General features: G+C 69.5%; 27 protein-coding genes. 11 read left to right on the top strand and 16 right to left on the bottom strand.

The window, feature by feature from the left end; genetic code table 11:
- Positions 1-255 precede the first annotated feature (255 nt).
- Positions 256-855, top strand: a complete 600-nt coding sequence (locus AC06G6_RS01130) for a MarR family transcriptional regulator (RefSeq protein ID WP_479825566.1) — start codon at positions 256-258, stop codon at positions 853-855.
- 77 nt (positions 856-932) lie between these two features.
- Here the strand turns inward: AC06G6_RS01130 and AC06G6_RS01125 are convergent, their stop codons facing one another.
- Together AC06G6_RS01125 and serS are read right to left on the bottom strand one after the other, a co-directional pair.
- Positions 933-1,805, bottom strand: coding sequence for an HAD family hydrolase (locus tag AC06G6_RS01125; RefSeq protein ID WP_307457749.1), 873 nt, complete (start codon positions 1,803-1,805; stop codon positions 933-935).
- A gap of 132 nt (positions 1,806-1,937) precedes the next feature.
- Positions 1,938-3,218, bottom strand: a complete 1,281-nt coding sequence (serS, locus tag AC06G6_RS01120) for a serine--tRNA ligase (protein WP_479825563.1) — start codon at positions 3,216-3,218, stop codon at positions 1,938-1,940.
- Between the two features lie 78 nt (positions 3,219-3,296).
- Between serS and AC06G6_RS01115 the strand changes: the two genes are divergently transcribed.
- Positions 3,297-4,361 carry a diacylglycerol/lipid kinase family protein gene (locus AC06G6_RS01115; RefSeq protein ID WP_479825561.1) on the top strand — a complete coding sequence of 355 codons (1,065 nt, stop codon included), beginning with the start codon at positions 3,297-3,299 and terminating at the stop codon, positions 4,359-4,361.
- On the opposite strand, the gene AC06G6_RS01110 is transcribed toward AC06G6_RS01115, so the two are convergent.
- The 3 genes from AC06G6_RS01110 to AC06G6_RS01100 form a co-directional block, all read right to left on the bottom strand.
- Positions 4,358-4,594, bottom strand: a complete 237-nt coding sequence (locus AC06G6_RS01110) for a hypothetical protein (protein ID WP_307457739.1) — start codon at positions 4,592-4,594, stop codon at positions 4,358-4,360. The genes AC06G6_RS01115 and AC06G6_RS01110 overlap by 4 nt on opposite strands.
- A 93-nt stretch (positions 4,595-4,687) precedes the next feature.
- A complete protein-coding gene (pheA, locus tag AC06G6_RS01105) occupies positions 4,688-5,668 on the bottom strand; it encodes a prephenate dehydratase (RefSeq protein ID WP_479825558.1) in 981 nt (326 codons plus the stop codon).
- An 18-nt stretch (positions 5,669-5,686) separates the two neighbouring features.
- On the bottom strand, positions 5,687-6,013 hold the full coding sequence (locus AC06G6_RS01100) for a rhodanese-like domain-containing protein (protein ID WP_307457734.1): 327 nt from the start codon (positions 6,011-6,013) through the stop codon (positions 5,687-5,689).
- A 381-nt stretch (positions 6,014-6,394) separates the two neighbouring features.
- Here AC06G6_RS01100 and AC06G6_RS01095 point away from each other — a divergent pair, with 381 nt between their 5' ends.
- The 3 genes from AC06G6_RS01095 to AC06G6_RS01085 all read left to right on the top strand — a co-directional run bounded on the left by AC06G6_RS01095 (position 6,395) and on the right by AC06G6_RS01085 (position 10,692).
- Positions 6,395-7,834 carry an amidase gene (locus AC06G6_RS01095; RefSeq protein WP_479825555.1) on the top strand — a complete coding sequence of 480 codons (1,440 nt, stop codon included), beginning with the start codon at positions 6,395-6,397 and terminating at the stop codon, positions 7,832-7,834.
- 90 nt (positions 7,835-7,924) lie between these two features.
- Complete coding sequence (locus AC06G6_RS01090) at positions 7,925-9,037, top strand: alcohol dehydrogenase catalytic domain-containing protein (RefSeq protein ID WP_479825553.1); 1,113 nt, start codon at positions 7,925-7,927, stop codon at positions 9,035-9,037.
- A gap of 185 nt (positions 9,038-9,222) precedes the next feature.
- Positions 9,223-10,692, top strand: coding sequence for a peptide MFS transporter (locus AC06G6_RS01085; protein WP_479825551.1), 1,470 nt, complete (start codon positions 9,223-9,225; stop codon positions 10,690-10,692).
- A 74-nt stretch (positions 10,693-10,766) separates the two neighbouring features.
- Here the strand turns inward: AC06G6_RS01085 and AC06G6_RS01080 are convergent, their stop codons facing one another.
- Positions 10,767-11,357: a DUF4190 domain-containing protein gene (locus AC06G6_RS01080; protein WP_479825549.1), complete on the bottom strand. Its 591-nt coding sequence runs from the start codon at positions 11,355-11,357 to the stop codon at positions 10,767-10,769.
- A 136-nt stretch (positions 11,358-11,493) separates the two neighbouring features.
- On the opposite strand from AC06G6_RS01080, the gene pgm reads away from it, so the two are divergent.
- Positions 11,494-13,155: a phosphoglucomutase (alpha-D-glucose-1,6-bisphosphate-dependent) gene (gene pgm, locus AC06G6_RS01075; protein ID WP_479825547.1), complete on the top strand. Its 1,662-nt coding sequence runs from the start codon at positions 11,494-11,496 to the stop codon at positions 13,153-13,155.
- 96 nt (positions 13,156-13,251) lie between these two features.
- Here the strand turns inward: pgm and AC06G6_RS01070 are convergent, their stop codons facing one another.
- Together AC06G6_RS01070 and AC06G6_RS01065 are read right to left on the bottom strand one after the other, a co-directional pair.
- Positions 13,252-14,415 (bottom strand): GGDEF domain-containing protein, encoded by a 1,164-nt coding sequence (locus AC06G6_RS01070; RefSeq protein WP_479825545.1) that lies wholly within the window; start codon positions 14,413-14,415, stop codon positions 13,252-13,254.
- A 354-nt stretch (positions 14,416-14,769) separates the two neighbouring features.
- Complete coding sequence (locus AC06G6_RS01065; RefSeq protein WP_479825543.1) at positions 14,770-15,375, bottom strand: malonic semialdehyde reductase; 606 nt, start codon at positions 15,373-15,375, stop codon at positions 14,770-14,772.
- Positions 15,376-15,591: 216 nt separating this feature from the next.
- Between AC06G6_RS01065 and AC06G6_RS01060 the strand changes: the two genes are divergently transcribed.
- Entirely contained in the window at positions 15,592-16,929 is a 1,338-nt protein-coding gene (locus AC06G6_RS01060; protein ID WP_479825541.1) for a uracil-xanthine permease family protein, read from the top strand.
- Between the two features lie 101 nt (positions 16,930-17,030).
- Here the strand turns inward: AC06G6_RS01060 and AC06G6_RS01055 are convergent, their stop codons facing one another.
- Both AC06G6_RS01055 and AC06G6_RS01050 read right to left on the bottom strand, forming a co-directional pair.
- Positions 17,031-17,552 (bottom strand): hypothetical protein, encoded by a 522-nt coding sequence (locus tag AC06G6_RS01055; RefSeq protein WP_479825539.1) that lies wholly within the window; start codon positions 17,550-17,552, stop codon positions 17,031-17,033.
- Positions 17,553-17,616: 64 nt separating this feature from the next.
- Entirely contained in the window at positions 17,617-18,516 is a 900-nt protein-coding gene (locus AC06G6_RS01050) for an SDR family oxidoreductase (protein ID WP_479825537.1), read from the bottom strand.
- Between the two features lie 213 nt (positions 18,517-18,729).
- Here AC06G6_RS01050 and AC06G6_RS01045 point away from each other — a divergent pair, with 213 nt between their 5' ends.
- Positions 18,730-19,308 carry a DUF6328 family protein gene (locus AC06G6_RS01045; protein WP_479825535.1) on the top strand — a complete coding sequence of 193 codons (579 nt, stop codon included), beginning with the start codon at positions 18,730-18,732 and terminating at the stop codon, positions 19,306-19,308.
- 1 nt (position 19,309) lies between these two features.
- Positions 19,310-20,020: a DUF6766 family protein gene (locus AC06G6_RS01040; protein WP_479825533.1), complete on the top strand. Its 711-nt coding sequence runs from the start codon at positions 19,310-19,312 to the stop codon at positions 20,018-20,020.
- A gap of 22 nt (positions 20,021-20,042) precedes the next feature.
- On the opposite strand, the gene AC06G6_RS01035 is transcribed toward AC06G6_RS01040, so the two are convergent.
- Positions 20,043-21,167, bottom strand: coding sequence for a glycerate kinase (locus tag AC06G6_RS01035; protein WP_479825531.1), 1,125 nt, complete (start codon positions 21,165-21,167; stop codon positions 20,043-20,045).
- Positions 21,168-21,296: 129 nt separating this feature from the next.
- On the opposite strand from AC06G6_RS01035, the gene AC06G6_RS01030 reads away from it, so the two are divergent.
- Both AC06G6_RS01030 and AC06G6_RS01025 read left to right on the top strand, forming a co-directional pair.
- Positions 21,297-22,061: a histidine phosphatase family protein gene (locus AC06G6_RS01030; protein ID WP_479828798.1), complete on the top strand. Its 765-nt coding sequence runs from the start codon at positions 21,297-21,299 to the stop codon at positions 22,059-22,061.
- Complete coding sequence (locus tag AC06G6_RS01025) at positions 22,045-23,019, top strand: ADP-dependent NAD(P)H-hydrate dehydratase (protein ID WP_479825529.1); 975 nt, start codon at positions 22,045-22,047, stop codon at positions 23,017-23,019. Before AC06G6_RS01030 ends, AC06G6_RS01025 begins: the two co-directional genes overlap by 17 nt.
- Before the next feature lie 21 nt (positions 23,020-23,040).
- Here the strand turns inward: AC06G6_RS01025 and AC06G6_RS01020 are convergent, their stop codons facing one another.
- From AC06G6_RS01020 to AC06G6_RS01000, 5 genes are all read right to left on the bottom strand, one after another.
- The gene (locus AC06G6_RS01020) at positions 23,041-23,838 is read right to left on the bottom strand and encodes a glycerophosphodiester phosphodiesterase family protein (RefSeq protein WP_479825527.1); all 798 of its coding nucleotides are present in this window, start codon (positions 23,836-23,838) and stop codon (positions 23,041-23,043) included.
- Positions 23,839-23,893: 55 nt separating this feature from the next.
- A complete protein-coding gene (locus AC06G6_RS01015) occupies positions 23,894-24,142 on the bottom strand; it encodes a hypothetical protein (protein WP_479825525.1) in 249 nt (82 codons plus the stop codon).
- A 138-nt stretch (positions 24,143-24,280) separates the two neighbouring features.
- On the bottom strand, positions 24,281-25,099 hold the full coding sequence (locus tag AC06G6_RS01010; RefSeq protein ID WP_479825523.1) for an HAD family hydrolase: 819 nt from the start codon (positions 25,097-25,099) through the stop codon (positions 24,281-24,283).
- Between the two features lie 52 nt (positions 25,100-25,151).
- The gene (locus tag AC06G6_RS01005) at positions 25,152-25,664 is read right to left on the bottom strand and encodes a YbhB/YbcL family Raf kinase inhibitor-like protein (RefSeq protein WP_479825520.1); all 513 of its coding nucleotides are present in this window, start codon (positions 25,662-25,664) and stop codon (positions 25,152-25,154) included.
- Positions 25,665-25,673: 9 nt separating this feature from the next.
- Positions 25,674-26,678, bottom strand: a complete 1,005-nt coding sequence (locus AC06G6_RS01000) for a carbohydrate kinase family protein (protein WP_479825518.1) — start codon at positions 26,676-26,678, stop codon at positions 25,674-25,676.
- Positions 26,679-26,738: the final 60 nt, after the last annotated feature.

The following is a 26,738-nucleotide window of genomic DNA, read 5'->3' as shown; positions in this document are numbered from 1 at the left end:
GCGCCGCCGGGCTCACGAAAGGCGCTGTCCGGCCGGGCGTCGGGCGCCGAGCCCCCGGTGCTGCCGACGGTCGGATCGGCATCGGTGTTCAGGTCGCTGGTCAACTCGCTGGTCAATGGATTCCTCGCTTTACAGGGGCCCGGGGCGGTACGCAGGCTCCATCGCAACACGTCCCCGGACCGGATACAAGCCCGCGTGGGCGTGTCCAGGGGCCGCTCTTGCCAGCCCCTTTCCACCGGGTAGTGTGGATCCAGAATGTTCACGCTGACCATCAACCAAACCGACAGCCGGCGCGACGGCGACTGCGTGCCGCAGCTCCTCAAGGACCTGCGGCACATCCCGGCGCGCCTGGATTTCGACCGGTCGGTGGAGGACGAGGTCCAGGGCATTGTGGATTCCCCGCAGCAGGCCGTCGAGGCGGCGATGATCGCCCTCCGGACCGGCAGCTGGTACGTCGGCATCGGCGTCGGGCCGGTCAATGAACCCCTGCCGAACCAGATCAAGGACGCCTCCGGCCACGGGCTGATTTACGCCCGCCGGGCCGTCGACCGGCTGCGGAACGGCAAGGACCGGATCCCGGTGGCCGTGGAGGGCCCGCTCGCCGACGTCGCCGCGGAGTCCGAGGCCGTGCTGCGGCTGCTGGGGCACATCGTGCACGACCGCAGCCCCGCCGAATGGCGGGTCCTGGACCTGCTGACCCCCGGGGTCCGCGGACAGCAGAAGGCGGTCGCCGAGGAACTCGGGATCACCACGCAGGCGGTCAGCAAGGCCGTGGCGCGGGCGCAGTGGAACGAGGAACACGCGGCACGGCCCGCCGCGGCCCGGCTCCTGGGCCTCATCCTCGAGGTGCGCTGACCGCACGCACCCTGCAGGCCGGCGCCCCGACATTGTCGGAGCCCGCCGCCGTCGGAGCCTGGAGCAGCCGCCGGAGCCTAGAGCAGCAGGCTGCGCAGCACGTGGGCCGCGCCGTCGTCGAACACCGAGTGGGTGACCTCGTTCGCGGCGGCAATGACTTCCTCGGGCGCCTGGCCCATGGCCACACCGCGGGCGGCCCAGGTGAGCATCTCGATGTCATTGCGGCCGTCGCCGACGGCGACGGTGCGGTGCGCCTCGATCTCCAGCCGGCCGCGGAGGTGCTCCAGGGCGCTGGCCTTCGTCACTCCGGCCGCGGCGATGTCCAGCCACGCCGTCCATCCCACCGAGTAGGTCACGCCGGCGAGGCCGATGTGCCGGATGGCGGTGTTGAACTCCTCGGGCGTGTTCTCGGCGCTGAAGACCACCACGCGGACCGCGGTGGCTTCCAGCATGGTCTGGAAGTCGACGCCGATTGCCTCCACCCCGAAGCTCATGTCCTGGAAGCGCTCGGTGGAGAGGAAGTTGCCGTCCTCGTCCTCGAGCGCGTACTTCGCCGAGGGCAGCCGCTTGCGCAGTGCCCGGAGCGCGGGGCCCGGGTCGAAGGTGGCCTTGTGCACGATCTCGTAGCCGTCCGGCAGGCCGGAATCCAGCCGCAGGGTGACCCCGCCGTTGGAGCACACGGCATAGCCGTTGTCGATGCCGATGTGCTCGATGATCGGCAGGGTCGCGTTCAGTGAGCGGCCGGTCGCGATGGTGACGTGGTGGCCGGCGGCCACAACGTCCTGGGCGGCCTCGCGGACGGGAACGGACATGTGGCCGTCGTGGTCCACGAGGGTGCCGTCGACGTCGAGCGCCACCATCAGCTTGTGGGCTGCGGTGGTTACGTTGTTTCGGTTGTTGTCTCGCCGGTCATCGTTGCCGGCGACTGAGGATTCAGTCAATGTTGTCATCTCACAAGTAGAGCAGACACCCCCGACAGCCGCTAGGACGCAGGCCACAGCGTCCGGTGAACCCGGGGTGAACAGCTGTTGACGCCCATGCCCCGCGGCACTCCGCGGGGTCATGGGCCGGGAAACGGCGGCTCAGATGACGGGGAAGACCGTCATGCCGCCAAGGTACTTCTGCAGGGCCTGCGGGATGTTGACGGAGCCGTCCGGGTTCTGGTGGTGCTCCAGGATGGCGACGATCCAGCGCGTGGTGGCCAGGGTGCCGTTGAGCGTGGCGACGGCCCGGGTGCCTTTGGGGGCCCCGTCCTCGTTCAGCACACGTTCGCGGATGTTGAGCCGGCGCGCCTGGAAGGTCGTGCAGTTGGAGGTCGAGGTCAGCTCGCGGTAGGCACCCTGCGTCGGAACCCACGCCTCGCAGTCGAACTTGCGGGCCGCGGAGTTGCCGAGGTCCCCGGCGGCGGTGTCAATGACCCGGTAGGGCAGTTCACACTTGCCCAGCATCTCCTCTTCCCAGGCCAGCAGCCGGGCGTGCTCGGCCGCGGCCTCCTCGACCGTGGTGTAGATGAACATCTCCACCTTGTTGAACTGGTGGACCCGGATGATGCCGCGGGTGTCCTTGCCGTGCGAGCCGGCCTCGCGGCGGTAGCAGGAGCTCTGCCCGGCGTAGCGGACCGGGCCCGCGGACAGGTCCAGGATCTCGTCCGCGTGGTAGCCGGCCAGGGCCACTTCCGAGGTGCCCACGAGGTACAGGTCATCCTCGGCGAGCCTGTAGATCTCGGCGTCATGCTTGACGTCGAACCCGGTGCCCTGCATGGTCTCCGGGCGCACCAGGGTCGGGGTGATCATCGGCACGAAGCCGGCGTCGATCGCCTGCTCCATCGCCATCTGCAGCAGCGCCATTTCCAGCCGGGCCCCGGCACCGCGCAGGAAGTAGAACCGTGAACCGGAAACCTTGGCGCCGCGCTCCATGTCGATGGCGCCGATCAGCTCACCGATTTCCAGGTGGTCCCTGGGCTCGAAGTCGGTGAATTCGCGGGGGGTGCCGACGGTCTTGACCACGATGTAGTCGTCCTCGCCCCCGGCGGGAACGCCGTCCTCGATGAGGTTGGGGATGGCGCGCAGCAGTTCTTCCTGGGCGGTCTGGGCGACGTCGGCCTCGGCGGAGGCGGCCTTAACCTCGCCCGCGAGGACCTTGACCTCCGCCAGCAGGGCCTGCTTTTCCTCGCCCTTGGCCTGTGCCACCTTCTTGCCGAAGGCATTCTGCTCGGCCCGGAGGTTTTCGAAGCGGATCAGGGCGGCACGCCGGGCCGAGTCCGCGGCGATGATCGCGTCCACCACGGACTCGTCGGCGCCGCGGGCGCGCTGGCTGGCCCGGAACTTGTCCGGATTTTCGCTGAGGTCTTTTACGTCGATCACCTGACAAGAGTATCCAATCCGGCCGCCGTTCCCGGGCAATCAGGCTGCCGGCCAGCGGCGGGATAGTGTGGGAGCACAATGCGCGACTGGCTGCTCTACCTCGTCATCGCTGGAGTCCTGGCGTTTGCCGTCTCCAGTTGGTGGGGAGTGCGCAAGCTCAAGGCCCTGCACACGCGCAGCGCCGTGTGGGAGGAAACGCACAGTCCGGGCCTGGGCCAGCAGAAGGTCGCCGTGGTGATGAACCCGATCAAGGCCCGGTCGGACGAGGCCCGCACTCTGATTGAAAGTGCGTGCGCCGCCGCCGGCTGGGTGCCGCCGCGGTTTTTCGACACCACCGCCGAAGACCCCGGATTCTCGCAGGCGCGGGCCGCCGTCGAGTACGGCGCCGACGTCGTCCTCGTGGGCGGCGGTGACGGCACGGTGCGGGTCGTGGCGGACATTCTTGCGGGCACGGACATCGCCATGGGCCTGATCCCGCTCGGCACCGGCAACCTGCTGGCCCGCAATATCCACCTCGATGTGGGCGACCTGCACGGCAGCGTCCAGACCGCCCTGTTCGGCCATCAGCGCTTTATCGACACGGCACGGATGAGGGTGGAGAACTCACGCACCAAGGAGTCCTCGGAGCACACCTTCCTGGTCATTGCCGGCATCGGCATGGACGCCGAGGTGGTGGGCGACACCAGCGACGGGCTCAAAAAGGCCGTGGGCTGGCTGGCCTACACCGAAGCGGGCGTGCGGCACCTGCCCGGCCGGCGCAAGAAGGTGTCCATTTCGCTGGACGACCAGCCCGAACAGAGCCGGAAGATCCGCAGCGTCCTGTTCGCGAACTGCGGCCTGATCCCCGGCGGGATCGACTTCATCCCCCAGGCCATGATCGATGACGGGATGCTGGACGTTGTGGTGATGAGCCCGCGCAGCGCGATCGGCTGGCTGGCGATGTACTGGAAGATCGTGCTGAAGCACAAGAGAAACCTGCCGGTGATGACGTATTACCGCTCCGCGAAGATCGTCATCAGCTGCGCGGAGCCGGTGCCCACGCAGGTCGACGGCGATCCGTCCGGTGAGGCCACGAAGGTCACCGTGCAGGTTGCCCCCGGCTCGCTGCTCGTCCGGGTCAAGGACGGCACCGAGGGAGATTAGGCGCTGGCTTCCTTCGGGGCGGCTGCCTTGTGCGCGTCCGCGATCAGTTTCGCTTCCGCGGCGGCCTTGGCGGCGCGAGCTTCGGATTGCTCGCGGATCATGGCCTGCTCCTCTTCAAAGCGCAGCCGGTCTGCACGGTCGGCGTCGTCGCCGTCCCAGTCCTGGTTGTCAGCGGTCGGCTTGGGATTCACGATCATTCCCTGGCCGTCATTTTCAAGGCTGGTGTTTGCCATGTCCTGCTCCCTCGGTAGAGGACTTCCCCAATATGGATCAGGCAAGCATACGCACAGTTGCCGAGGGGCGGAAGTGCCGGAAGTGGCATTTGTCTACGCTGTGGGCGAAGCCTTGGACATATATTCCGGCACCACAGATGCCCCGGACAGTATGTCTTTGACCCAGGCATGCGCGGCGCGGAAGGCCTGGTCGGAGGTGTGCGGCTCCACGATTGTCCGGTGCCCGTCTGCGCGGCCGTAGGAACCCAGGAAGCGGGTGGCCGGGCTGATCCGGTGCAGGCCCGCCAGGGCATCCGCCACGCGCGCGTCGGCCACATGGCCGTCGGCGTCGATGCTGAAGAAGTAATGGCCCAGGTACTGGCCGGTGGGCCGTGACTCGATCCGGCTGAGGTTCACGCCGCGGGTCGCGAACTGGTCAAGAATCTCCATCAGGGCGCCGGGGCGGTCTTCCGGCAGCGGAACGACGACGGTGGTCTTGTCCGCACCGGTGGGCTCCGGCAGTGTTCCGGGCCGGCCCACCAGCACAAACCGTGTGACCGCACCGGGGTTGTCCCCGATGTCCTCCGCGAGCACGGCGAGCCCGGGCTGTTCGGTGGCCACGATCGGGGCGCAGATCGCCGCGTCGTAGTGCGTGTCACCCTCCAGGAGCCCCATGGCCGCCGCGGCCGTGGAGGAACCCGGGATATATTCTGCATTCGGAATATTCTTCTCGGCCCACAGCCGGCACTGCGCCCAGGCGTGGCCGTGGGTGGAGATCCGGCGGATGTCCTCGATCCGGGTCCCGGGCCGCGCCACCAGCACGAAGCTGATCGGCACGAGGGCCTCGCGCAGGATCCGCAGCTCCTGGCCGGTGGCGATCGCGTCCAGGGTGGCGGTGACGCCGCCCTCCACGGAGTTCTCGATCGGCACCATGGCCGCGTCCGCCGAGCCGTCGCGGACCTTGTCCAGCGCCGTGTTGACGTTCGTCGACGGAACGCGGACCGCGTCCGCCGCGCCCGGCACCTGCATCAGGGCCGCCTCGGTGAACGTGCCCGCGGGTCCGAGGAAGGTGTACGTGACGGGTGATGCGGGCATCGGCGCTTCTTTCTTCAACTACAGGATGACGGGCTTGAGGCCGTTGTCGGACACCAGTGGCATTCCGGTTTCCAGCCACTGGTCCATGCCGCCGGCCACGTTCAGGGCCGAATACCCTTGCCCGGAGAGCCACTGGGCCGCCCGGAAGGAGCGTCCCCCGGTGCGGCAGATGACGTAGAGGTCCTCGTCCGGATCGAGCTCCTCAAGCCGGGCCGGGAGCTGGTCCAGGGGGATGTGCAGCGCCCCGGGGGCGTGGCCCGCGACCCACTCGTAGTCCTCGCGGACGTCAAGGATCCTGGCATCTTCGGGGATGCCGGACACGGTCACGGTGTCAAAGTCGCTCATGGTCGTCCTTCCGCAGAATGCATGGTCTGCCTCCAGCGTATCGCCAGCCACCAGTGCCGCACCCCTACCCGGCTGCAGGTTACGCTTCTGGGATGGCGCACAGGAGATCCCCGGCAGCTCACCGTCGCACGATTCCGGCTGCCCGCCCCCGGCATTTCGGGACATGCCCTCCCCTGGCCGCCAGGACCGGGCACAATGCCACCATGTCCACGCGCCCGCGCCAGCACCGGACATGTCCCCCGGAGCGCCCTGTCCCGTCCCGCGGGACATGCCCTCCCCTGGCCGCCAAAACCGGGCACAATGCCACCATGTCCACCCGCCCGCGCCAGCACTGGACATGTCCCCCGGAGCGGCGGGCGGGAAACCTGGAGCCGCGCCACCGTGGCTGAGATTCACGAGCTCTCCGCCGTGGACCTCCGCGATGCCCTCCGCTCGGGCGAGCTGTCCGCCCGGCAGGTCACCGGGCATTTCCTGGGCCGCATCGACGCGGAAAACCGGCACCTCGGCGCGTTTATCACCGTCACCGCGGAGCATGCGCTCCGGGACGCAGCCGCAGCGGACAAGTCCCACGCCCGGGCCGCCCGGGACGGGACTGAGCTGGCGCTGCTGCACGGCATGCCGGTGGCCTTCAAGGACCTGACCGACGTCGCCGGTGTTGTCACGACCCACGGCAGCGCCGCCCTGGACCACAAGCCGGCGCTGGCCGACGGCGCCCTCGTCGCAAGGCTCAAGAGCGCCGGCGTGATCTCACTGGGCAAAACACAGGTCCCGGAGTTCGGCCTGACGGCGTACAGCGAGAACCGGATCGCCCCGCCCTCGCGGAACCCGCACGCGCTCAGCCGCAGTTCCGGCGGATCCACCGGCGGCAGTGCCGCGGCGGTGGCCGCCGGGCTGGTTCCCTTTGCCCCCGGCTCCGACGGCGGCGGTTCGGTCCGCATCCCGGCAGCCGCATGCGGGCTCGTGGGCCTGAAGCCCGGCCGCGGGCTGGTACCGGCCGGTGAAAGCACCGGCGATCCTGCCGGCCTGGTGGTGTCCGGGCCGCTGGCGCGTTCCGCGGCGGACGCGGCACTGCTGCTGGATGCGATGGTGCCCGGCCCCGCGGATCCGTCCGCCCGGCCCGTCCCCGGGTACCTGGATCTCGCCGGCCAGGACCCGCCCCGGCTGCGGATCGGCGTGAGCCTGGACAGCCCCTGGCAGACGATCTTCCCGTTCACCCCGGACCCCGAGGCGCTCGACGCCCTGGCCGAGGGCATCCGGCTGCTGGAGGCGGCCGGCCATGAAACCTCGGACGCGTCCATCCGCTACGACAACCGCTACCCGGCCGCCTTCACCACGGCCTGGACCGCCGCCGTCGGGGATGCCCGGATCGTTCCCCAGCGCGAGGCGCTCCTGACCCCGCTGACACGCACCTTCCGGCGCCGCGCGCAGCAGCGCGGGCCCGCGAAGCTCGCCGAATCCATCGGGCTGTTGCGCCAGTTCCAGCGGGACACGATCGCCCAGTACGCCGCGTGGGACCTGATGCTCATGCCGGCGCTGGCCCAGACGCCCCGCCCGGTGGGCTGGTTCACCGGCGCGGCCCACGGCGACGGCTACTGGCCGGCGGCCACCTGGACGGGGGACGCCGACGGCGACTACCGCAAGCAGTGCGAGTACGCGCCCTGGTCGTCCATGGTGAACGTGTGCGGGCTGCCCGCGATCAGCATCCCGGTGCACTGGACCGGCGGCGCCAGGGGCGCCGGACTGCCGATGGGCATCCAGCTGATCGGGCCCCTGGGTTCCGAGGCGCTGCTGCTGCAGCTGGCCGCGCAGCTGGGGTTCTAGCATGGGGTGCAGTTGTACGGTGGACATGTCCAGCCGGGCAGCGCCACCGCCCCGACACCACACGAGCTGGCAACGACACGAGAGGGATCGATGAAGATCACCGGTGCAGTACTTGAGGAAATCGGCCGTCCCCGCCCGTTCGCGGACTCCCGGCCCATCACGATCGCCGAGCTGGAGCTGGAAGGCCCCGGCCCCACCGAGGTCCTGGTGCGGATCGAGGCGGCCGGCATCTGCCACTCGGACCTGAGCGTGGTGGACGGCAACCGGGTCCGCCCGGTGCCGATGCTGCTGGGGCACGAGGCGGCCGGACGCGTCGTCGAGGTCGGCTCGGAGGTCACGGACCTGGTGCCGGGCCAGCGCGTGGTGATGTCCTTCCTGCCCCGCTGCGAACAGTGCGCGAACTGCGCCGAGGACGGGCGGCTCCCCTGCACCGCGGGGTCCAAGAGCAACGGCGAGGGGACGCTCCTGCACGGGTCGATCCGGCTGGAGCGCGGCGGGGAAAAGATCTACCACCACCTGGGCGTCTCCGGCTTCGCCACCCACGCCGTGGTGGACCGCGCCTCGGCCGTGCCGGTCGGCGATGACGTCCCCGCGGACGTCGCCGCCGTCCTGGGCTGCGCCGTGCTGACCGGCGGCGGTGCCGTCCTTAACGCGGCCCGGCCCCGGCCGCAGGACAGCATCATGATTGTCGGGCTCGGCGGCGTCGGCATGGCCGCGCTGATCACGGCGGTCTCCCAAGGCGTCTCGCGGATCGTTGCCGTGGACACACTGGATGACAAACTCGAGCACGCCCGCCGCCTGGGCGCCCACGAAACGTACACCCCGCAGCAGGTCCTCGAGGAGGGGGTCAAGGCCAGGTACGTGATCGAGTGCGCCGGGAACCCCCGGGCCTTCGAAACCGCCTTCGCCGCGACCTCCGCGGGCGGAACCACGATCACCGCCGGGCTGCCGCACCCGGACGCCCGCGCGCAGATCCCGCCGCTGACCATCACGGCCGAGGCCCGGACCATCGTCGGCAGCTACCTTGGCTCCGCGGTGCCGTCACGGGACATTCCCAAGTACGCCCAGCTCTGGCGGGAAGGGAAACTGCCGGTAGAGGAGCTGATCTCGGCGCGCATCGCCCTGGCGGACATCAACCAGGCCATGGACCAGCTGGCCGACGGGAAAGCAGTGCGCCAGGTCATCATGTTCGACGCCGGCTAGCCGCAGCCCCCGTCCGAGCCCCGGCCCGCGTTTGCGCTGTCAGATAATGCTGTCATTCCGGCTCCGGAGCAGCATTATCTGACAGCGCAACGGGCGGGAAAACGGGGCCAAAACACCGGGCGCGTGGCTTGCCCCGGGCCGCCGCGAATGTGACAATCCCGCGTCACACTGTCAGCATTAAGTAAATGAGCACTACTCATTTATCCCAGCCCACCGCGACAACGCCGGGCGACACGTCCTTTTTCGGCCACCCAAAGATGCTGGCCAGCCTCTTCTCCGTAGAGATGTGGGAGCGCTTCTCGTTCTACGGAATGCAGGGCATCCTGCTCTACTACATGTACTTCACGGCCGCCGAGGGCGGCCTGGGCATTGAGCAGGGCCTGGCCGCCGGCCTCGTCGGCGCCTACGGCGGCGGCGTCTACCTCTCCACCATCCTGGGCGCCTGGCTTGCGGACCGGCTCCTCGGTTCCGAAAAGGTGCTGTTCGGCTCCGCCATCCTGATCATGGCCGGCCACATCGCCCTCGCCTTCGTGCCGGGCATCCCCGGCCTGATCGCGGGCCTGGTGCTGGTCGGCGTCGGCTCCGGCGGCCTGAAGGCCAACGCCACGGCCCTGGTGGGAAGCCTCTACCGGGAGAAGGACGAACGCCGCGACGCCGGCTTCTCCATCTTCTACATGGGCATCAACGCGGGCGCGCTGATCGGCCCGCTGGTCACCGGCTGGCTGCAGCAAAGCCACGGGTTCCACTGGGGCTTCGGCGCCGCCGCCGTCGGCATGGCCGTGGGCCTGGTCATCTACGCGCTGGGCCGCAAGAACCTGCCGGAGGAGGCGCACCGGGTGCACAACCCGCTGCCCGCCGAAGAGCGCACCAGGTACGGCCTGCGTTTCGCCGCCATCGCCGCGGTCATCGCCGTGCTGCTGGCCACCGGCATCGTCAATGCCGAGAACCTGGCCATGTCCATGGCCTACGCGGCCATCGGCGCGTCCGTGCTCTACTTCGCCCTGATCTTCAGCAGCAAGAAGGTCAACGGGACCGAACGGCGCCGGGTGGCGGCCTTCATCCCGCTGTACATCGCCTCGGCCGCGTTCTGGGCCCTGTTCCAGCAGCAGTTCACCTTCATCGCCGTGTACTCGGAGGAGAAGCTGGACCGGAACCTGTTCGGCTGGGAAATGCCGGCCGCCTGGGTCCAGTCCATCAACCCGGTGTTCATCATCATCTTCGCCGGCGTCATGGCTGCCCTCTGGACCCGCCTGGGCCGCAAGCAGCCCGGCTCGGCGCTGAAGTTCTCGATCGGCCTCTTCGTCATGGGCCTGGCGTTCCTGGCGTTCATCCCGCTGGCCGGGGACGGCAAGACCCCGCTGCTGGCACTGGTCGGGATCCTGTTCCTGTTCACGCTCGCGGAGCTGTTCCTGTCCCCGATCGGCCTGTCCGTGACCACGAAGCTGGCTCCGGAGGCCTTCCGCACCCAGATGGTGGCGCTGTTCTTCCTCTCGGTGTCGCTGGGCACCACGCTGGCGGGCATCCTGTCCGGCCTGTACAACCCGGCGGACGAACTGCCGTACTTCATCGGCATCGGCGGCACCGCCATGCTGCTGGCCGTTGGCCTGGCCGCGGCCTCGCCGGCGATCAAGAAGCTCATGGGCGGCGTGCGCTGAGCCACGTCAGGATGGAACACAACGCCCGGGTCCCCGTCGGCGGCTGACGGCGGGGGCTGGGCTGACGGCTGAGCCTAGGCCCTGATGCTCCCGTAGCTTGCCCCGCTGATGGCCAGCCCCACCGCGATGAGCACGAAGACCAGCAGGGCCAGCGCGATCCCCACGTAACCGAGCACCAGACCGGCAATGGCCATGGCTTTGCCGGACGGTTCGCGCCTGAGGGCCATGTGCCCGAGGATGACCGCCGCGAGCTGCGGCAGGAGGAAGAAGCCCAGCCCGATGAAAGCGGCGATGCCGCAGCACAGGCTGGCGATGCTCAGGCCCTTGGGCTCCGGAGGCACGCCGTAATACGCCGGTTGGCCGTAGGCGTTGAACGGGGTGCCCGGCTGGCCGTACTGAACCGGCGCGCCGTACGGCTGCTGCCCGTAGGGCTGCTGGGCCTGGCCGCCGTAGGGCTGCTGCCAGTATGGCTGCTGGGCGTAGGGCTCCTGGCCGAGGGGCTGCTGCGTTGCCGCGCCTTCCGGCGTGCCGAACGGCTCCGTGGGCTGGCTGTAGTCGGCGGAGGGCCGGCGGTACTGCTCGCCGGACTCCTGGCCGGGAATGTACGACGGCGGCTGGTAGCCTTCCGGCGTCCCGTCTTTGTCGGGTTTCGGCTGGTCAGTCATGGTTTTCCCCCTTTTGACGTCTCTGGGTTCAGCCTACCGCCGTCCCGGTGCGAGGAGCAGGATAATTCTTGCGTCACAGGGGCCGTAATGCGCGGAAATCATGTTGCCTGCCACGCCCGTCTGGCATGCTGGTGCCATGGCTAGCCGCGCGGGCACTGTTGCCCAACCCCAAGACCTTGTTGATCTCACTGCGCTCCTGGATGCGTACTACGACGTTTCCCCGGATCTTGGCGACCCCGGCCAACGGGTCGCCTTCGGCACGTCCGGGCACCGGGGCTCGAGCCTGAAGGCCTCCTTTAACGAACCCCACATCCTCGCCATCACCCAGGCGATCGTGGAGTACCGGGCGGGCCAGGGCATCACCGGGCCGCTGTATCTCGCCAAAGACACGCACGCCCTGAGCGAACCGGCCCAGAATTCCGCCCTGGAAGTCCTCGCGGCCAACGGCGTCAACGTCCTGATCGACGCCCGCCACGGCTACACCCCCACTCCGTCGCTGAGCCACGCCATCCTGACGCACAACAACAACTCCCCCGCCGGGGCCCCGCAGGCGGACGGGATCGTGGTGACCCCGAGCCACAACCCGCCCGGCGACGGCGGGTTCAAATACAACCCCCCGCACGGCGGGCCCGCCGACTCGGACGCCACCGGCTGGATTGCCAACCGCGCCAACGAGCTGCTGGAAAACGGCCTGCGCGGGGTCAAGCGGATTCCCATCGCCGACGCCCTCAACGCCGGCAGCACGGGCAAGTTCGACTTCCTTAGCAGCTACGTGGATGACCTCCCGTCCGTCCTGGACCTCAATTCCATCCGCGAGGCCGGCGTCCGGATCGGCGCCGACCCGATGGGCGGAGCGTCGGTGGACTACTGGGGCGAGATCGGCGAACGCCACCACCTGAACCTCACGGTGGTCAACCCCACCGTCGATCCGCAGTGGGCCTTCATGACGCTTGACTGGGATGAGAAGATCCGGATGGACTGCTCCTCGCCGTCGGCGATGGCCTCGCTGATCAACAGGATGTCTGTTGGTGCGGACGGGTCCGCAGCCTTCGACGTCGCCACCGGCAACGACGCCGACGCCGACCGGCACGGCATCGTGACCCCTGATGGCGGGCTGATGAACCCGAACCACTACCTCGCCGTCGCGATTGACTACCTGTACCGCCACCGGACCGGGTGGAACCCGCAGTCCGTGATCGGCAAAACCCTCGTCTCGTCCTCGATCATCGACCGTGTGGCCGAAAGCCTGGGACGCAAGCTCGTTGAGGTGCCGGTGGGTTTCAAGTGGTTCGTTCCCGGACTGCTGTCCGGCGAGGGGGCGTTCGGCGGCGAGGAGTCCGCCGGCGCTTCGTTCAACAAGATGGACGGCAGCGTGTGGACCACGGACAAGGACGGCATCCTGCTGGCGCTGCTGGCCTCGGAGATCACGGCCGTCACGGGCAAGTCGCCGTCGCAGCTGTACAAGGGCCTCACCGACCAGTTCGGCGATCCCGTCTACGCGCGGATCGACGCCGCGGCCACGCGCGAGCAGAAGGCGGCGCTGGGGAAGCTCTCACCGTCGGACGTCACCGCCACCGAGCTTGCGGGTGAAACCATCACCGCCAAGCTGACCGAGGCGCCGGGCAACGGGGCGGCGATCGGCGGGCTCAAGGTCGTCACCGAGAACGCCTGGTTCGCGGCCCGCCCCTCCGGCACCGAGGATGTCTATAAGATCTACGCCGAGTCCTTCAAGGGGGCCGAGCACCTCAAGCAGGTCCAGGCCGAGGCAAAGGCGCTGGTGGACGGGGTCATTTCCTAGCCGCCCCGGCTGGCTCCTTCAGGCACCCGCCCGCGGGCTGACACGTTCAGCCCGCGGGCTGTCCTGTTTGAGCCGCCGGCCGGGGCTGCCGCCGGTTCAGGCCGGTTCTTCCTCGAGGCCGCCGGCGAGGACGGAGCGGTCCCGGCCCAGCGTCTTGGCGCGGTAGAGGGCGGCGTCCGCGGAGGCGATCATTGCGTCAAGGTCCACCCGCCCCGGCGCGGTTGAGGCGATGCCGTAACTGGCGGTCGGCAGGCGCGGGATCATCTTCGACGTCGAGGCCTGCATCCGGACGCTGACGTCCGAAGCGATTTCCCCGGCCCGTTCGGGCGTCACGCCCGGCAGGAGGATGATGAATTCCTCGCCGCCGTAGCGGCCGACGAGGTCGGAGGACCGGACCGTGGTTGTGCAGGCGTCCGCGAACGCCTGCAGCGCGGCGTCGCCGGCCGAGTGTCCGTACTCGTCGTTGATGCCCTTGAAGTGGTCCAGGTCCGCCAGGATCAGCGACGCCGTGGTCCTGGCCCGGTTGAGGCGGCGCAGTTCGTTCTCGGCGAGGTCCAGGAACGCCGTGCGGTTCAGCAGTCCGGTGAGCCCGTCCACGGTGGCTCGGGCGCGGAGGTCCTGGGTCTGTTGCTCGTAGCTCAGTTCCGCCATGGTGAAGGACGCCACCACCATGATCACGGCCGAGCAGACCGTCATCGGGACGGACCCAAAGATGGTCAGGAAGACTGACCCGTCGCGCCCCTCCAGCACAAACGTGACAAAGCGGCCCAGATAGAACGCTGCCAGGAGGCCGGAACCCACGGCCAGGGTGAGGTGCACGCGCGAAAAGTGCCGGTCCAGCAGGAACAGTTCCCGGCAGCCGAAGCCGATCAGCAGGGCCATGAATCCCAGATACGCCGGGCCGCCCGACCACACATTGGTGGCCGGCTGGTCCAGCACCGACGCCACGGCGGTGATCGCAGGGCCGGCGGCGAGGTACCAGATCTTCGGAACGGTTGTCCGCAGCGACCGGGCGCCCGCCCAGATGCTGGCCGCGCCGGCTACGAGAAGCACGTTCCCGAGCGGGTTGGTCCAGACCTGGTGTGGCGTGCCGTCCATCAGGTAGGCGGCATTGCCGGACAAAAACAGCAGCAGCGCCATGCACCACCAGCCGCTGTAGGTCGACCGCGTCCGGCGGAAGGTGATGAAGTAGAACAGCAGCAGCAAGGTCAGATCTACCACCGCCAGGGCGACACGCAAGGTTGCGACGTCAAGCATCATGTAGTGGCCCCCCGGTCCGCTCGCAATAGGCCGATATGCGTCGACTCCGCGCCGCAAGTGACCTTAGTATTGCACCCCGCGGCAAGGAAATGTGACCGCGGACTCGGATGCGACGCGCGCGGGCCGGACTGACGCGCTGAAAGGGCCCGACGGCCCTGTGTTATCGGCCTCGAAGCGGACTAAACTGGGAAGCGGCCCCGGATGCGGCCTTGCGCTCAACCGCAGAATAGCGTCCCGAGTGCCTCCGGCCTGTCCCCCATGGTGCCGGAGGCACCTCCGCGCCAGCTCAGCCCTCAGCCAGCGCCGCAGCCAGGTCAGCCCCGCCGGCGTCTCCGCGCCAGCGGTTCATTCAAATCAGACCGTGCGGACGACGTCGTCGTACGCGAACTTCGGCTTCGCCGCACCCCAGGCGTCGGCGGCGGGCTGTCCGATATTGACCACGAGGAAGCTCTTCTGGCCGCCGTCGGGGAAAAAAGCCGCATCGATCGCGGTGAAGTCCGCGCCCGTCATGGGTCCGGCGGACAGGCCCAGGGACCGGACGGCGAGGATGAAGTAGCCGGCCTGCAGGTGGGCGTTGTTGTTGCCGGTGGCCGCGGCGAGGTCCGGGGCGGCGTCGTACATGGCCTTCGGCGCGTTGTAGCCGGGCAGGAAGTTGTCCCACTGGTCCTGCCAGGACGTGTCGTAACTGAGCACGGCCACGAGGGGCGCGGACGCGGTCTTGGCGCGGTTGCCGTTGGCGAGGGTCTCGACCAGCGTGGCGCGGGCCTCCGCGGACCGGACGTAAGTCACGCGCAGCGGCTGCGAGTTGAACGCGGTGGGTCCGAACTTGGTGAGCTCGTAGATGGCCCGGGCCTGCTCATCGGTGACCTCGCCGGTGAAGGTGTTGGGCGTGCGGGCCTCGGCAAAGATGGCGTCCACTGCGGCGGCGTCGATTACTGCTTCGTCATGGGCGATGGTCATGGGCGTCCCTTTCGCTGGGCGTGCCCGCCGGGGCGGCGGCCACTCGTTCCTGTCTATGGTTGCAACTTCAACTTGTGCCTCCGGCTTCCCGTCTTGCCCCGTGACGTCCGGCACAGCGGCGCCGCTGGCGACGCATGCCGGAAACACCGGCGCGGTAAAGTTGCTCCGGAAGATTCCTTCCCGCCCCGCCACACATTCTCTGAAAGGCCCCCGGCAATGAGCATGCTCGGTACCAAATGGAAGCTCCACGGCAACGGCAAGTCCATCCGCCCGGGCGAGGTCGTGAAGCCGGATGAGCGCCTTGCCTGGCCGCTGACCATTGGCGTCGGGATGCAGCACGTTGTCGCCATGTTCGGCGCCACCTTCCTGGTCCCGATCATCACCGGCATGCCGCCGGCCACCACCCTCTTCTTCTCCGGCATCGGCACGCTGCTGTTCCTGGTCATCACCAGGGGCCAGGTGCCGAGCTACCTCGGATCCAGCTTCGCGTTCATCGCACCGATCATGGCCTCGCAGCAGCAGTACGGCGTCGCCGGCGCGCTCGGCGGTGTGGTGCTGGCCGGCGTCGGGCTGGCGATCATCGGCGCGGTGGTGCAGAAATTCGGTGCCGGTTGGATCAACCGCCTGATGCCGCCGATCGTCACGGGCGCCATCGTGGGGCTGATCGGCCTCAACCTCGCGCCCGCGGCGAAAAACAACTTCGACGCCGCACCGATCACGGCCCTCATCACCCTGGCCACGATCATCGTGGTCAGCGTCTTCTTCCGCGGCATCCTGGGCCGGCTGAGCATCCTGGTCGGCGTCGTGGTCGGCTACGTCGTGGCGATGATCCGCGGCGAAGTGGACTTCTCCAAGATGGACGCCGCCGCCTGGGTGGGACTGCCGTTCTTCCAGACTCCCGAATTCCACCTCGGCGTCGTTGGCCTGTTCGTGCCGGTGGTGCTGGTGCTCGTGGCGGAGAACATCGGCCACGTGAAGTCGGTGTCCGCCATGACCGGCCAGAACCTCGACGGCGTCTCCGGGCGCGCGCTGATGGCCGACGGCGCCGCCACCGTCCTGGCCGGCATGGGCGGCGGCTCCGGCACCACCACCTACGCGGAAAACATCGGCGTGATGGCCGCGACGAAGGTCTATTCGACGGCGGCCTACTGGGTGGCCGGTGTCTTCGCCGTGGTGCTGAGCTTCTCGCCGAAATTCGGCGAACTCATCGCCACCGTCCCGGCCGGCGTGCTGGGCGGCGCCGCGACGATGCTTTACGGCATGATCGGCGTCCTGGGCGTCAAGATCTGGGTGCAGAACAAGGTCAACTTCTCCAACCCGATCAACCTGACCACCGCCGCCGTCGCTCTCATTGTCGGCATCGCCGACTACACCTGGACCATCGGCGACCTGGTGTTCACCGGCATCGCCCTGGGCTCCGCGGCGGCCCTGGTGATCTACCACGGCATGACGGCGATCGCGAAGGTCCGCGGCACGGTGGCTGAGCCGGAAACGGAAGGCGTCGTGGCCGCCGCCACCGCCGCCGCGAAGCGCCCGCCGAAGAAGCGCCGCTAACCGACTGCGCCTCGACGCAGCTCCCATTGCAGCCGAAAGGCCGGGACCCGGACGCCACATGGGTGTCCGGGTCCCGGCCTTCGCTGCCTGGGCGGCAGGCTTTAGCCGGCGTCGAAGGCTTCCTCACCGTCGCCGCGGTCCTTGGGGGACTTGTCATCCGGCAGGTCCGTTCCCGATCCGTCCGGCAGGCCGGCCGCGTCCTGACCGGGCTCCGAGGAGAACGGCCGGCCTGCGTCGGGCTCTTCGGTGTTGGTCGCGTCCATCTCCGCCTCCGAGGACGGCAAGGCCGCCTCGGAATTCTCCGAGGCGTCGGCGTCGTATCCGGGGGTGGTGCTGGCGTTTTCCGAACTCATTTGTTCCTCCGTTCCTCCGAAGCGTCCTGCTCCGGGTTCTCCTGCACTGTCTTGGTCTTCGGCGCCGAACTGGCTCAGGTCCGGGGCGCCGGCCGGGTAGGTTTCCCCGTCCGGGCTGTCCTGGCTGAGCCCCGCGGCGTCGAAAGCTTCTTCCTCGCGGGGCTGGGCGAACTTCTTCGTGTCCCCGCCGGGCAGCTCCTGCTCGGCGGTGGGGGTACCGTAGCCGCCGGCTTCTTCGATCGGCTCCTGCTGTCGTTGCTCCTGGGTCATGCTGTTCCTTCCGTACTGGGGTGAACTGCGTGGTTTCGTGGGTCTGCCGGAATTGCCCTGCGGCTCAGAGGCCTTTGCCGCCCGTGACGGGCAGGACGGCGCCGGAAATGTAGGAGCCCTGGTCGGAGGCCAGCAGCACGTAGGCCGGCGCGAGTTCCGCCGGCTGTCCCGCCCGCTGCAGCGGGGTGTCCTGCCCGAAGGACGGGAGCTTCTCCGGCCACTCGGTCGCGGGGATCAGGGGCGTCCAGATGGGGCCGGGCGCCACGGCGTTGACGCGGATCCCCTTCGGGCCGAGCTCCTGGGCCAGCGCCTTGGTGAAGGCGACCTGGGCGGCCTTGGTCATGGCGTAGTCAATGAGCTGGGGGGAGGGGTTGAACGCCTGGATCGACGCCGTCGTGATGATCGACGCGCCCGCCTTCAGGTGAGGCACCGCCGCCCGCGCGGTCCAGATCAGCGAATACAGGTTGGTCTGGAAGACGCGGTCGAACTCCTCCGTGGGGAGGGACTCGAAGCTGTCGCGGTTCTTCTGGTACGCGGCGTTCAGCACGACGACGTCCAGGCGGCCGAACTCGGCGAGCGTGTCGTCCACGATCCTGGTGGCGAAATCCTCCCGGCGTCCGTCGCCGGCGATCAGCAGCGCCTTGCGGCCTGTTTTGCGGATCCACGCGGCGGTGTCCTGGGCGTCGGCCTCCTCTTCCGGAAGGTAGGAGATGGCGACGTCGGCCCCCTCGCGGGCGAAGGCGATGGCGACCGCCCTGCCGATTCCGGAGTCCCCGCCGGTGATCAGCGCGGCCTTGCCCTCGAGGGCTCCGCTGCCCTGGTAGCTCTCCTCGCCGTGGTCCGGCTGGGGATCCATGGGCGCGGTAAGCCCCGGCTGTTCCTGCACCTGCTCCGGGAAGGACCCGGAGTAGTAACCGCCCCGGGGGTCGCGCGGCTGGTCCTGCTGTTTGGTTGAATCACTCATAGTCCACCTACCCAATGTGTCGGTTTTCCAGGGCCGCTCCCCGGGCCGCGGGTGTTGGCCCGGACCTGCGAAGCTGACCCCATAAAGTAAACAATCCCACCCTACCCGGAAATTCATCAGCACCCTTAGTAACGGCTTGAATTTCCCAAAGCTCAAGCCTAGGTTGAGTGTTAACTGCCACCGCAGCCTGATCCTCATTCACCGGAGGTTCCAGTGTCCACTTCAGAGTCTGCGCCCGCTCCCCAGGAGTCCGGCCCGCAGGAGTCCGCGTTACATGAGTCCGGGTCCGCTCCCAGCAGGTCCTCCCCCAGAGGGGCCGCGCAGAACGAACGCAACGAATCCGCCGTCGAAAAACTCGACCGCAACTGGATGGAACTGCTGCAGGAGCTGCGCGTGCTGCAGACCGGTGTGCAGATCCTGGCCGGGTTCCTGCTGACCCTGCCCTTCCAGTCGCGGTTCGAAACGCTGGATGATTTCCAGACCAACCTCTATCTGGCCAACGTAGCGCTGGCCGCCCTCACCACGGCCCTGATTCTGCTGCCCGTGAGTGTGCACCGCCGCCTGTTCCGCCTCCACCTCCGGGCGGCCCTGGTGTCCAGCGCGGACAGGATCGCCAAAGTTTCCCTGGCCGGCATCGCGCTCCTCAGCGTCGGCACCACAGCGCTGGTTTTCGACGTCACGGCAGGGCGGGCGGCGGGGCTGACTGCCGGGGCCGTGCTGCTGGCGGTGCTGCTGATCCTGCTGGTCTACGTGCCGGGAAGGCTCCGGCGGCAGGCCGAAAAGGAGAACTGACGTGGCCAACGCGGCCAGCGAACAACGCAGCACCCAGCCTGGACGAAGCCTGGGCGGATGGGTCAAGGACCACGGCCTGCTGCTGGCGAATATCGTCCTGTTCCTGCTGTTCTTCGGCGGCATGATCATCAGCGGAGCCGCCGAGTACAGCGAGGACCAGCTGGTCCACGGCGGGCCGGGCGTCACGGCGCTCGAGTACCTCGCCACCGGGGCGTTCCTCGAGGCGACCTTTGAGAACTGGGAGTCCGAGTTCCTGCAGATGGGCATGTACGTCATCCTGACGGTGTTCCTTTTCCAAAAAGGATCCTCGGAGTCCAAACCCGTGGACCGGGCCGCCCCGCAGGACGAGGACCCCCGGGACGCGCCGCTGAAATCGGCCACCCCGTGGCCCGTGCGGCGCGGCGGCTGGGTCCTCAAGCTCTATGAACACTCGCTGTCAATCATGTTCCTGCTGCTGTTCCTGGCGTCCTTTGCCCTCCACGCCCTCGGCGGCAGCGAGGAATACAGTTCCGAGCAGCAGAGCCACGGACAGCCGCCCGTGACCGTCCTGGCATACCTGGCCACGAGCCGCTTCTGGTTTGAGTCGTTCCAGAACTGGCAAAGTGAATTCCTGGCCGTCGCCGTCCTCGTCGGCGCCTCGGTGTACCTGCGCGAGCGGGGCTCCCCCGAATCCAAACCCGTCGCGGAACCGCACTACGAGACGGGTGCCTGAGGGACGGGTGCCTGGGCGCCTCTCAGGCCCCCTCGAGCACCTGGCTGGTGGCCCAGGCGAGGTACTTGGCGGCGTTGGCGACGGCGTCGTCCGGGCTCCCGGCCAGGTCCAGCAGCTGCGCCGCGGCCACCACACCGTGCCTAGCGAGGTCCTCCGGGGTGACCAGGATCCGTCCCGCGACCACAATCACGGGAATGCCGAGGCTCTGGGCGGCGTCGGCGAGCGCAATCGGGGCCTTGCCGGTCAGCGACTGCGAATCCAGCGAGCCCTCACCGGTAATCACGAGATCCGCCTGCGCGAGTTTGTCGGCGAGTCCGGTCAACCCGGCCACCAGCTCGAAGCCGCCTTCCAGGGCCGCGTTGCTGAAGGCCAGGAACGACGCCGGGAAGCCGCCGGCCGCACCGGCGCCGGGGACGTTGACGTCCCGGCCCGTGGACTGGCGCAGCACGGAGGCCCAGTTGCGGAGTCCGGCGTCGAGCCGTTCCACGGCGTCCTCGTCGGCGCCCTTCTGCGGGCCGAACACGTGGGCGGCGCCGTCGCCGCCAACGAGCGGGTTCTGCACGTCGACGGCTATCCGGAACGTGACCGAGCCCAGCCGCGGGTCGAGGCCGCTGACATCGAGCCGTGCCACGTCGGCGAGCGAGCCGCCGCCCAGCGGCACCACATTGCCCGCGGCGTCGAGAGGTTTGAGGCCCAGCGCGCGCAGGGCGCCGCTGCCGCCGTCGCTCATGGCCGAACCGCCCAGGCCCAGCACGATCTCCGTCGCGCCGGCGTCGAGGGCGGCGGCGATCAGCTGGCCGCAGCCGTAGCTGTGCGCGCGCAGGGCGTTGGCGGGAGTGGGTTCCATGTGCGCCAGCCCGGAGGCCTGCGCGGTCTCGATCACGGCGGTCGCCCCGCCGAAGGCGTCCTTCCGGATCGCCCAGGCGGCGCCCACCGGCGCCAGGATCGGGCCCACAACGGCGTTCAGCCGCTCCTCGTATCCGGCGGCAACGGCCGCCTCAAGGGTTCCTTCGCCGCCGTCGGCCACGGGAAACTGGATGGCCTCGGCGTCGGGATAGACGCGCAGGGCCCCTTCGGCGATGGCGGCGGCGGCTTCGGCGGCGGTAAGGGAGCCCTTGAATTTGTCCGGGGCGATCAGAATGCGCATGGGTCCATCCTGCCAGTCCCGGCGCCGGACCCGGCGCGGGACACCGGCGACAGGCGACGGCGCCGGTAGTAACGTGGCAGCCACACAGAATCGGCCCGGACCGAGGGGGTAGCGGTGAACGAGAACGGAATGACCCGCCAGCGCATGACCGGCCTGCCAGGCATGGCCGAGCTTCTGCTCGTCCGGCACGGCGAGAGCCAGGGAAACGTCGCCGCCACGCTGGCGCACCAGTCCGGGGCGCACGTCATCAATGTTCCCGCGCGTGACGCGGACGTGGAGCTGTCCGGAACCGGGCACGAGCAGGCCCTGGCGCTGGGCGGCCTGCTCGCCGGGTTCCCGGTGGACGGGCGGGCCGCAGTGTGGTCCTCCCCGTATCTCCGGGCGCGCCAGACGGCGGAACTAGCCGTGTCCACCGCAGGCTGGCAGACGCCGGTCCTGCTGGACGAGCGGCTGCGTGACCGTGAGCTCGGCATCCTGGACATGCTCACCTCCGCCGGTGTGGAGACCCGGCTCCCCCAAGAGGCGGAGCGCCGGCGCTGGCTGGGCAAGTTCTATTACCGCCCGCCCGGCGGGGAATCATGGGCAGACGTCGTCCTCCGCCTGCGCTCCCTGCTGGGCGACCTGGACCGCCTGTACCCCGGCCAGCGGGTGCTGCTGGTCTGCCACGACGCCGTCATCCTGCTGATCCGCTACATCCTGGAAGGGCTGACGGAGCGCGAACTGCTGGACCTCGCCGCCACGACCGCCATTCTCAATGCCTCCGTGAGCCGTTTCGTCCGGCCCGGCGGCACGGGCCCGTGGCAGCTGGAGAGCTTCAACATGGCAGACCACCTGATGAGCGAGGGAGTCCCCGTGACCGAACATGCCGGAGATGCCAATGTCCACCCACGCTAAGGCGGCCCCGGGGAGCGGGCAGGGGCCGGCCCGCCCCGAGCCCGTGACGCCGACCCTGCTGCGGGCCTGGCCGCTGCCCGGCGGGGGCTCCGGCAAGGACGACCGCGGATCGGTGCTGGTGATCGGCGGGGCGCGGATGACGCCCGGCGCGGTGCTGCTCGCCGGGGTGGCCGCGCTGCGCTCCGGCGCCGGCCGGCTCACCCTGGCCGTGGCGGAATCCGTGGCCGTGCCCCTCGCGGTGGCGCTGCCGGAGGCGGGCGTGCTCCGGCTGCCGGAAACCGCGTCGGGCACGGTCAAGGGCTCGTCGGCAGCCGCCGTCCTCGCCGCGCCGGTCGAAGCCGCGGACGCGGTGCTGATCGGCCCGGGCCTGGACGACAAGGACGAGGCCACCGCCTTGCTCCGCGCCCTCCTCAAGGTGCCGGCGGGGAAGCGGCCGCCGGCCATCATCCTCGACGCCTTCGCCCTGGGCAGCCTGCCCGAGCTGGCCGGGGAGCTGGGCCCCTGGGCGGGCCGGCTGATCCTGACCCCGAATGTCACCGAGGCGGGCATCCTGCTGGGGCACGACGCCGGGCACCTCGCCCGGGACGTGCCGGAGCTCGCGGAGAGGTACGGCGCGGTGGTGAGCTGCCAGGGTGTGATCGCGCGCCCGGTGGGGGCAGCCCGCCGGGCCGGCGGGGCTGAGGCCGGCGATGCTAAGGGCGGCGGGGCCGGGGCCTCGCTATGGGAAATCACCACCGGTCACAGCGGCCTGGGCACGTCGGGCTCCGGCGATGTGCTGTCCGGGACCATTGCCGGGCTGCGGGCGCGGGGAACCACGGACGCGCAGGCCGTCTGCTGGGGCACCCATCTGCACGCGGCCGCCGGCGACCGGCTCGCGAGCCGGCTGGGCGGTCTCGGCTATCTCGCCCGCGAACTGACGGACGAACTGCCGCCGCTGATGATGGAGCTCGGCTCCTGACCCGGCCTGATCGGTCCGGGCCTAGCCGCTCCAGCTGCCGCGTTCCTGCAGGACTTCCTTGAGCAGGTCCGCGCGGTCGGTGACGATCCCGTCCACTCCGAGGTCCAGCAGCCGGTGCATCTCGGCGGGGTCGTTGACGGTCCAGACATGCACCTGCAGCCCGTGCCGGTGGGCGCGCCGGACGAATCCGGGAGTCACCACGGGGACGGCACGGTAGCGGACCGGCACCTGCAGGGCGTCGACGCCGCGGAGCGCACGTCCGGCCGTGAGGCGCAGCAGGGGTGCCGGGAGCACCGGTCCGAGCAGGACGAAGAGGGCGCTGGAGACAATGCCGGCCGAGCTCGCGGCGGGACGGCTCAGCTGCTTCAGCACCGCCCGGCGCCGGCGGTCCGAGAAGCTGGCGATCAGTACGCGGTCGTGCAGGCCGAACCGTTCGATCGCCGCGGCAAGGGTGTCCACCGAATTCCAGTCCTTGACGTCGAGGTTGAACCGGACATCCGGGAAGGCTGTCGCGAGTTCCTCGAAGAGCGGGATGGGCTCCGCGCCGTTGATCCTCGCCCGCGCCACGGTCTCGGCCGGGAGTTCCGAGATCCGGCCGTGGGCGTCTGTGATCCGGTCCAGGGTTTCGTCGTGGAACAGCAGCAGGACGCCGTCGGCCGTGGTGTGCACGTCCGTCTCCAGGTGCCGGAAGCCCAGTTCGACGGCGGCGCGGAACGCCGCCATCGAGTTCTCCAGGCCGTCCCGGGAGAAGCCCCGGTGCGCCATGGCCACGGGACGTCCCGGACCGTCACCGGCAAAGAACGGGTGCAGGCTGCTCACTCCTGAAGCCTAGCGGAGCCCTGCGCAGTCCAGTCGGCGGGCTGACTTGGCGGGTTCAGTTGCCGTGCGGGAGGATCTCCACGCCGTCGCTGCAGTGCAGGAGCGTGCGGCCCCTGCCGCCGTCGAGGTCCACCCAGACGGCGGTGCGGTCCGCCGTCAAGGCGTCCACGCGGCCTCCTGTTTCGTAGCCTGGCGCCAGCCGGACACTGACGCGGTCGCCCTGCTGGAGGCTCTTCCAGTGCGCGTCCGGCGCCGCCGGGCGCAGGGGCGTGTCGTCCATGTTCTTCGTGCGGTACCTGGCCATGATTTCCCACCGTCAGTCAGCTGATCCGTCGTGAGATTCCAGCGTAGGACGCCAAGGTGAACGCCAGTTGACCGCCAGCTGGGAATACGGTGTCTGCGCCGGACGCCGGGTCAGGGAAGCCGAATCCCGGACGCCGGGTCAGGGAAGCCGGACGCCCAGGGCTGCGAGCTTGGCCTCGAGGATCTGGGCGACGCCGTCGTCGTCGAAGTGCGGGGCCTGCTGTCCGGCGGCGAGAATGGCCTCGGGGTGGCCGCTGGCCATCGCGTAGCCGTCGCCGGCCCAGCGCAGCATCTCGATGTCGTTAGGCATGTCCCCGAATGCCACGACGTCGGCCGAGTCAATCCCCAGGGCGGCCGCGTATTCGGCAAGCGTGACGGCCTTGTTGACCCCGGGCAGGGACAGTTCCAGGAGCGCGATGTTCGGCGCCGAATGCGTCGCGGCGGCCAGGTGCGCGACGGCGGGCGTGACTTCGGCGAGGAACTCATCGGCCGTGCCCTCCCGGACGATGGCGAGGAACTTCACCACGGCGTCCGAGGCGGTAAGCGTGGTGTGCAGCGGAGCCGGCGTGACCTCGGCCAGCAGCTCGCTGGAGCCGTTCTCGATGAACCCCGGCTCCAGGTGGAAGCCGGTGAGGGTCTCGGCGGCAAAGAGAGCGGAGGGGCGCAGCCGCTGGATGATGCGGCGCGTCTCGAAGACGGCATCGAGCTGCAGGCCCCGGGCGGAAACCAGGCGGTCCGCTTCGAGGTCCCAGACCACGGCGCCGTTGGAGCAGATCACGGTCCCCGCGTGGCCCAGCCGGTCCTGCAGGGGATGCAGCCAGCGCGGCGGGCGGCCCGTGACGAAGACCAGCTCGATGCCCGCGTCCCGGCAGGCGTGGAACGCCCGGACGGTCCGGTCACTGATTTTGCCGTCGTGGCCGAGGATCGTTCCGTCAATGTCACTCGCTACCAGCCGCATACTGCCAGTCTACGTTGGCGGTGCCGGGGCGGTTTCCGGCGGCCGCCCGGGCCTAGCGGCGTTCGTAGATCCCGGTCAGGCTTGCCCGGGCCAGGGTGTGCGGGGCGAGCTTGGCTTCCAGCTTCGCGGGCCGGGCGCCGGCGTCGAGCCCGGAGTGCGCGACGTCGAGGGCGTGGACCGTGACGACGTACCGGTGCGGGCCGTGGCCCCGGGGCGGTGCGGCCCCCAGATAGCCGGTGGTGCCGCCGTCGTTCTTGAGCTGGAACGCGCCGGGCGGCAGGTGTCCGCCCTGGCGCGATCCCGCCCCGGCCGGCAGGGACGTGATGTCCGCGGGGAGGTCCAGCACGGCCCAGTGCCAGAAGCCGCCGTGGCCGGGGGCGTCGGGGTCGAACACGGTGACGGCGTAGCCCCGGGTACCGGCGGGGGCGCCGCTCCAGCTCAGCTGCGGGGACTCGTCCTTGGCCCCGGCCCCGGTGGAGGCTCCGCGCTGGGCCGGCGGCAGGGTTTGGCCGTCCTGGAATGACTCACTGCTGACGCGGAAGGACGGGGCATCGTGGTGTGCCATGGCTGCCTTTCAGTTGCTGGGGAGTTCTGCACTTTCAGGGTCGATGCGCGCGGCGTCGGTGGGGCGGGGAGCCTGGCCGCGCAGTTCCATCCGGGTCAGTTCCGCCCGGGTGGGCGGGTTGGCGCCGGCCCGGGACACGGTGACGGCGGCGGCCCAGGCGGCGTGGGCGAGGAGGTCTCGAAGGCTTTCGGACGAGAGCTCACGCAGGTCCTTGCGGTTCTGCGCCCCCGCCAGGCCCAGGTCCACCACGCCGGAGAGCAGCGCTGCCATAAAGGAGTCCCCGGCGCCGACGGTGTCCGCGACTTTAACGGACGGCGCCGGGAACTGCGCCTCGCCGGCGGCATTCACGCCCCAGGGCCCTGCGGCGCCGCGGGTGACCACCACCATCGCCGGGCCCTCCGAGCCGCCGAGTTTCAGCCAGCGCCGGGCCGAGTCCAGCGGATCCTCGCCGGGGTAGAGCCATTCGAGGTCCTCGTCCGAGGCCTTGACCACGTCCGACAGGGTGACGAACTTCTCCGCCTGCCGGCGCGCGTAGTCCACATCGGTGATGATGCTGGGCCGGCAGTTGGGGTCGAAGCTGATGGTCGCCGAGGGATGGGCATGCTCGACGGCGGCGAGCACCTCGGCGGCGCCGGGAGCCAGCATGGTGGCGATCGAGCCGGTGTGCAGGAGCGTCGTCGCCTGCAGCAGGAACGGCAGCCGGTCCGCGAGCCCGGGCAGTTCCCAGGCGAGCTCGAAGGTGTAGCTGGCGGCGCCGTCGTCGTCGATCAGGGCGGTCGCCACGGAGGTCGGGAGCCCGTCCGGGGCCAGCGGGAGCAGCACCGAGCTGGATTTCAGGTGGGCGGCCACCGATTCGCCGTAGGCGTCGCGTCCGTAGCGGCCGATGAACTGCACCGGATGATCCAGCCGTGCCAGCCCCACGGCGACGTTGAGGGGGCTGCCGCCGACATGGGCCTGGATACCGGAGGAACGCTGGACGACATCGACCAGACCCTCGCCAATAACTGTGAGCATGCTCATACTCTGCCAGAGAACGCGGGCCGGCGCCCCAGTGTTTCGGTGCGCGGGTGTTTC

It is taken from the genome of Arthrobacter sp. CJL-S3 (assembly GCF_056711635.1).
Note: the sequence above shows the minus strand (reverse complement) of the source record. Positions and strands in the feature narration are given on the sequence as shown.

Excerpts from the sequence above, each read along its gene's own strand:
- AC06G6_RS01085 (WP_479825551.1), top strand. The coding sequence starts at position 9,223 with ATGAGCACTACTCATTTATCCCAGCCCACCGCGACAACGCCGGGCGAC.
- pgm (WP_479825547.1), top strand. The coding sequence starts at position 11,494 with ATGGCTAGCCGCGCGGGCACTGTTGCCCAACCCCAAGACCTTGTTGAT.
- AC06G6_RS01035 (WP_479825531.1), bottom strand. The coding sequence starts at position 21,167 with ATGCGCATTCTGATCGCCCCGGACAAATTCAAGGGCTCCCTTACCGCC.
- AC06G6_RS01070 (WP_479825545.1), bottom strand. The coding sequence starts at position 14,415 with ATGATGCTTGACGTCGCAACCTTGCGTGTCGCCCTGGCGGTGGTAGAT.
- pheA (WP_479825558.1), bottom strand. The coding sequence starts at position 5,668 with ATGCCCGCATCACCCGTCACGTACACCTTCCTCGGACCCGCGGGCACG.
- AC06G6_RS01125 (WP_307457749.1), bottom strand. The coding sequence starts at position 1,805 with ATGACAACATTGACTGAATCCTCAGTCGCCGGCAACGATGACCGGCGA.
- AC06G6_RS01050 (WP_479825537.1), bottom strand. The coding sequence starts at position 18,516 with ATGAGTGATTCAACCAAACAGCAGGACCAGCCGCGCGACCCCCGGGGC.
- AC06G6_RS01060 (WP_479825541.1), top strand. The coding sequence starts at position 15,592 with ATGAGCATGCTCGGTACCAAATGGAAGCTCCACGGCAACGGCAAGTCC.
- AC06G6_RS01080 (WP_479825549.1), bottom strand. The coding sequence starts at position 11,357 with ATGACTGACCAGCCGAAACCCGACAAAGACGGGACGCCGGAAGGCTAC.
- AC06G6_RS01000 (WP_479825518.1), bottom strand. The coding sequence starts at position 26,678 with ATGCTCACAGTTATTGGCGAGGGTCTGGTCGATGTCGTCCAGCGTTCC.
- AC06G6_RS01065 (WP_479825543.1), bottom strand. The coding sequence starts at position 15,375 with ATGACCATCGCCCATGACGAAGCAGTAATCGACGCCGCCGCAGTGGAC.
- AC06G6_RS01130 (WP_479825566.1), top strand. The coding sequence starts at position 256 with ATGTTCACGCTGACCATCAACCAAACCGACAGCCGGCGCGACGGCGAC.
- AC06G6_RS01025 (WP_479825529.1), top strand. The coding sequence starts at position 22,045 with ATGTCCACCCACGCTAAGGCGGCCCCGGGGAGCGGGCAGGGGCCGGCC.
- AC06G6_RS01015 (WP_479825525.1), bottom strand. The coding sequence starts at position 24,142 with ATGGCCAGGTACCGCACGAAGAACATGGACGACACGCCCCTGCGCCCG.
- AC06G6_RS01110 (WP_307457739.1), bottom strand. The coding sequence starts at position 4,594 with ATGGCAAACACCAGCCTTGAAAATGACGGCCAGGGAATGATCGTGAAT.
- AC06G6_RS01005 (WP_479825520.1), bottom strand. The coding sequence starts at position 25,664 with ATGGCACACCACGATGCCCCGTCCTTCCGCGTCAGCAGTGAGTCATTC.
- AC06G6_RS01030 (WP_479828798.1), top strand. The coding sequence starts at position 21,297 with ATGACCCGCCAGCGCATGACCGGCCTGCCAGGCATGGCCGAGCTTCTG.
- AC06G6_RS01100 (WP_307457734.1), bottom strand. The coding sequence starts at position 6,013 with ATGAGCGACTTTGACACCGTGACCGTGTCCGGCATCCCCGAAGATGCC.
- AC06G6_RS01010 (WP_479825523.1), bottom strand. The coding sequence starts at position 25,099 with ATGCGGCTGGTAGCGAGTGACATTGACGGAACGATCCTCGGCCACGAC.
- AC06G6_RS01115 (WP_479825561.1), top strand. The coding sequence starts at position 3,297 with ATGCGCGACTGGCTGCTCTACCTCGTCATCGCTGGAGTCCTGGCGTTT.
- AC06G6_RS01055 (WP_479825539.1), bottom strand. The coding sequence starts at position 17,552 with ATGACCCAGGAGCAACGACAGCAGGAGCCGATCGAAGAAGCCGGCGGC.
- AC06G6_RS01090 (WP_479825553.1), top strand. The coding sequence starts at position 7,925 with ATGAAGATCACCGGTGCAGTACTTGAGGAAATCGGCCGTCCCCGCCCG.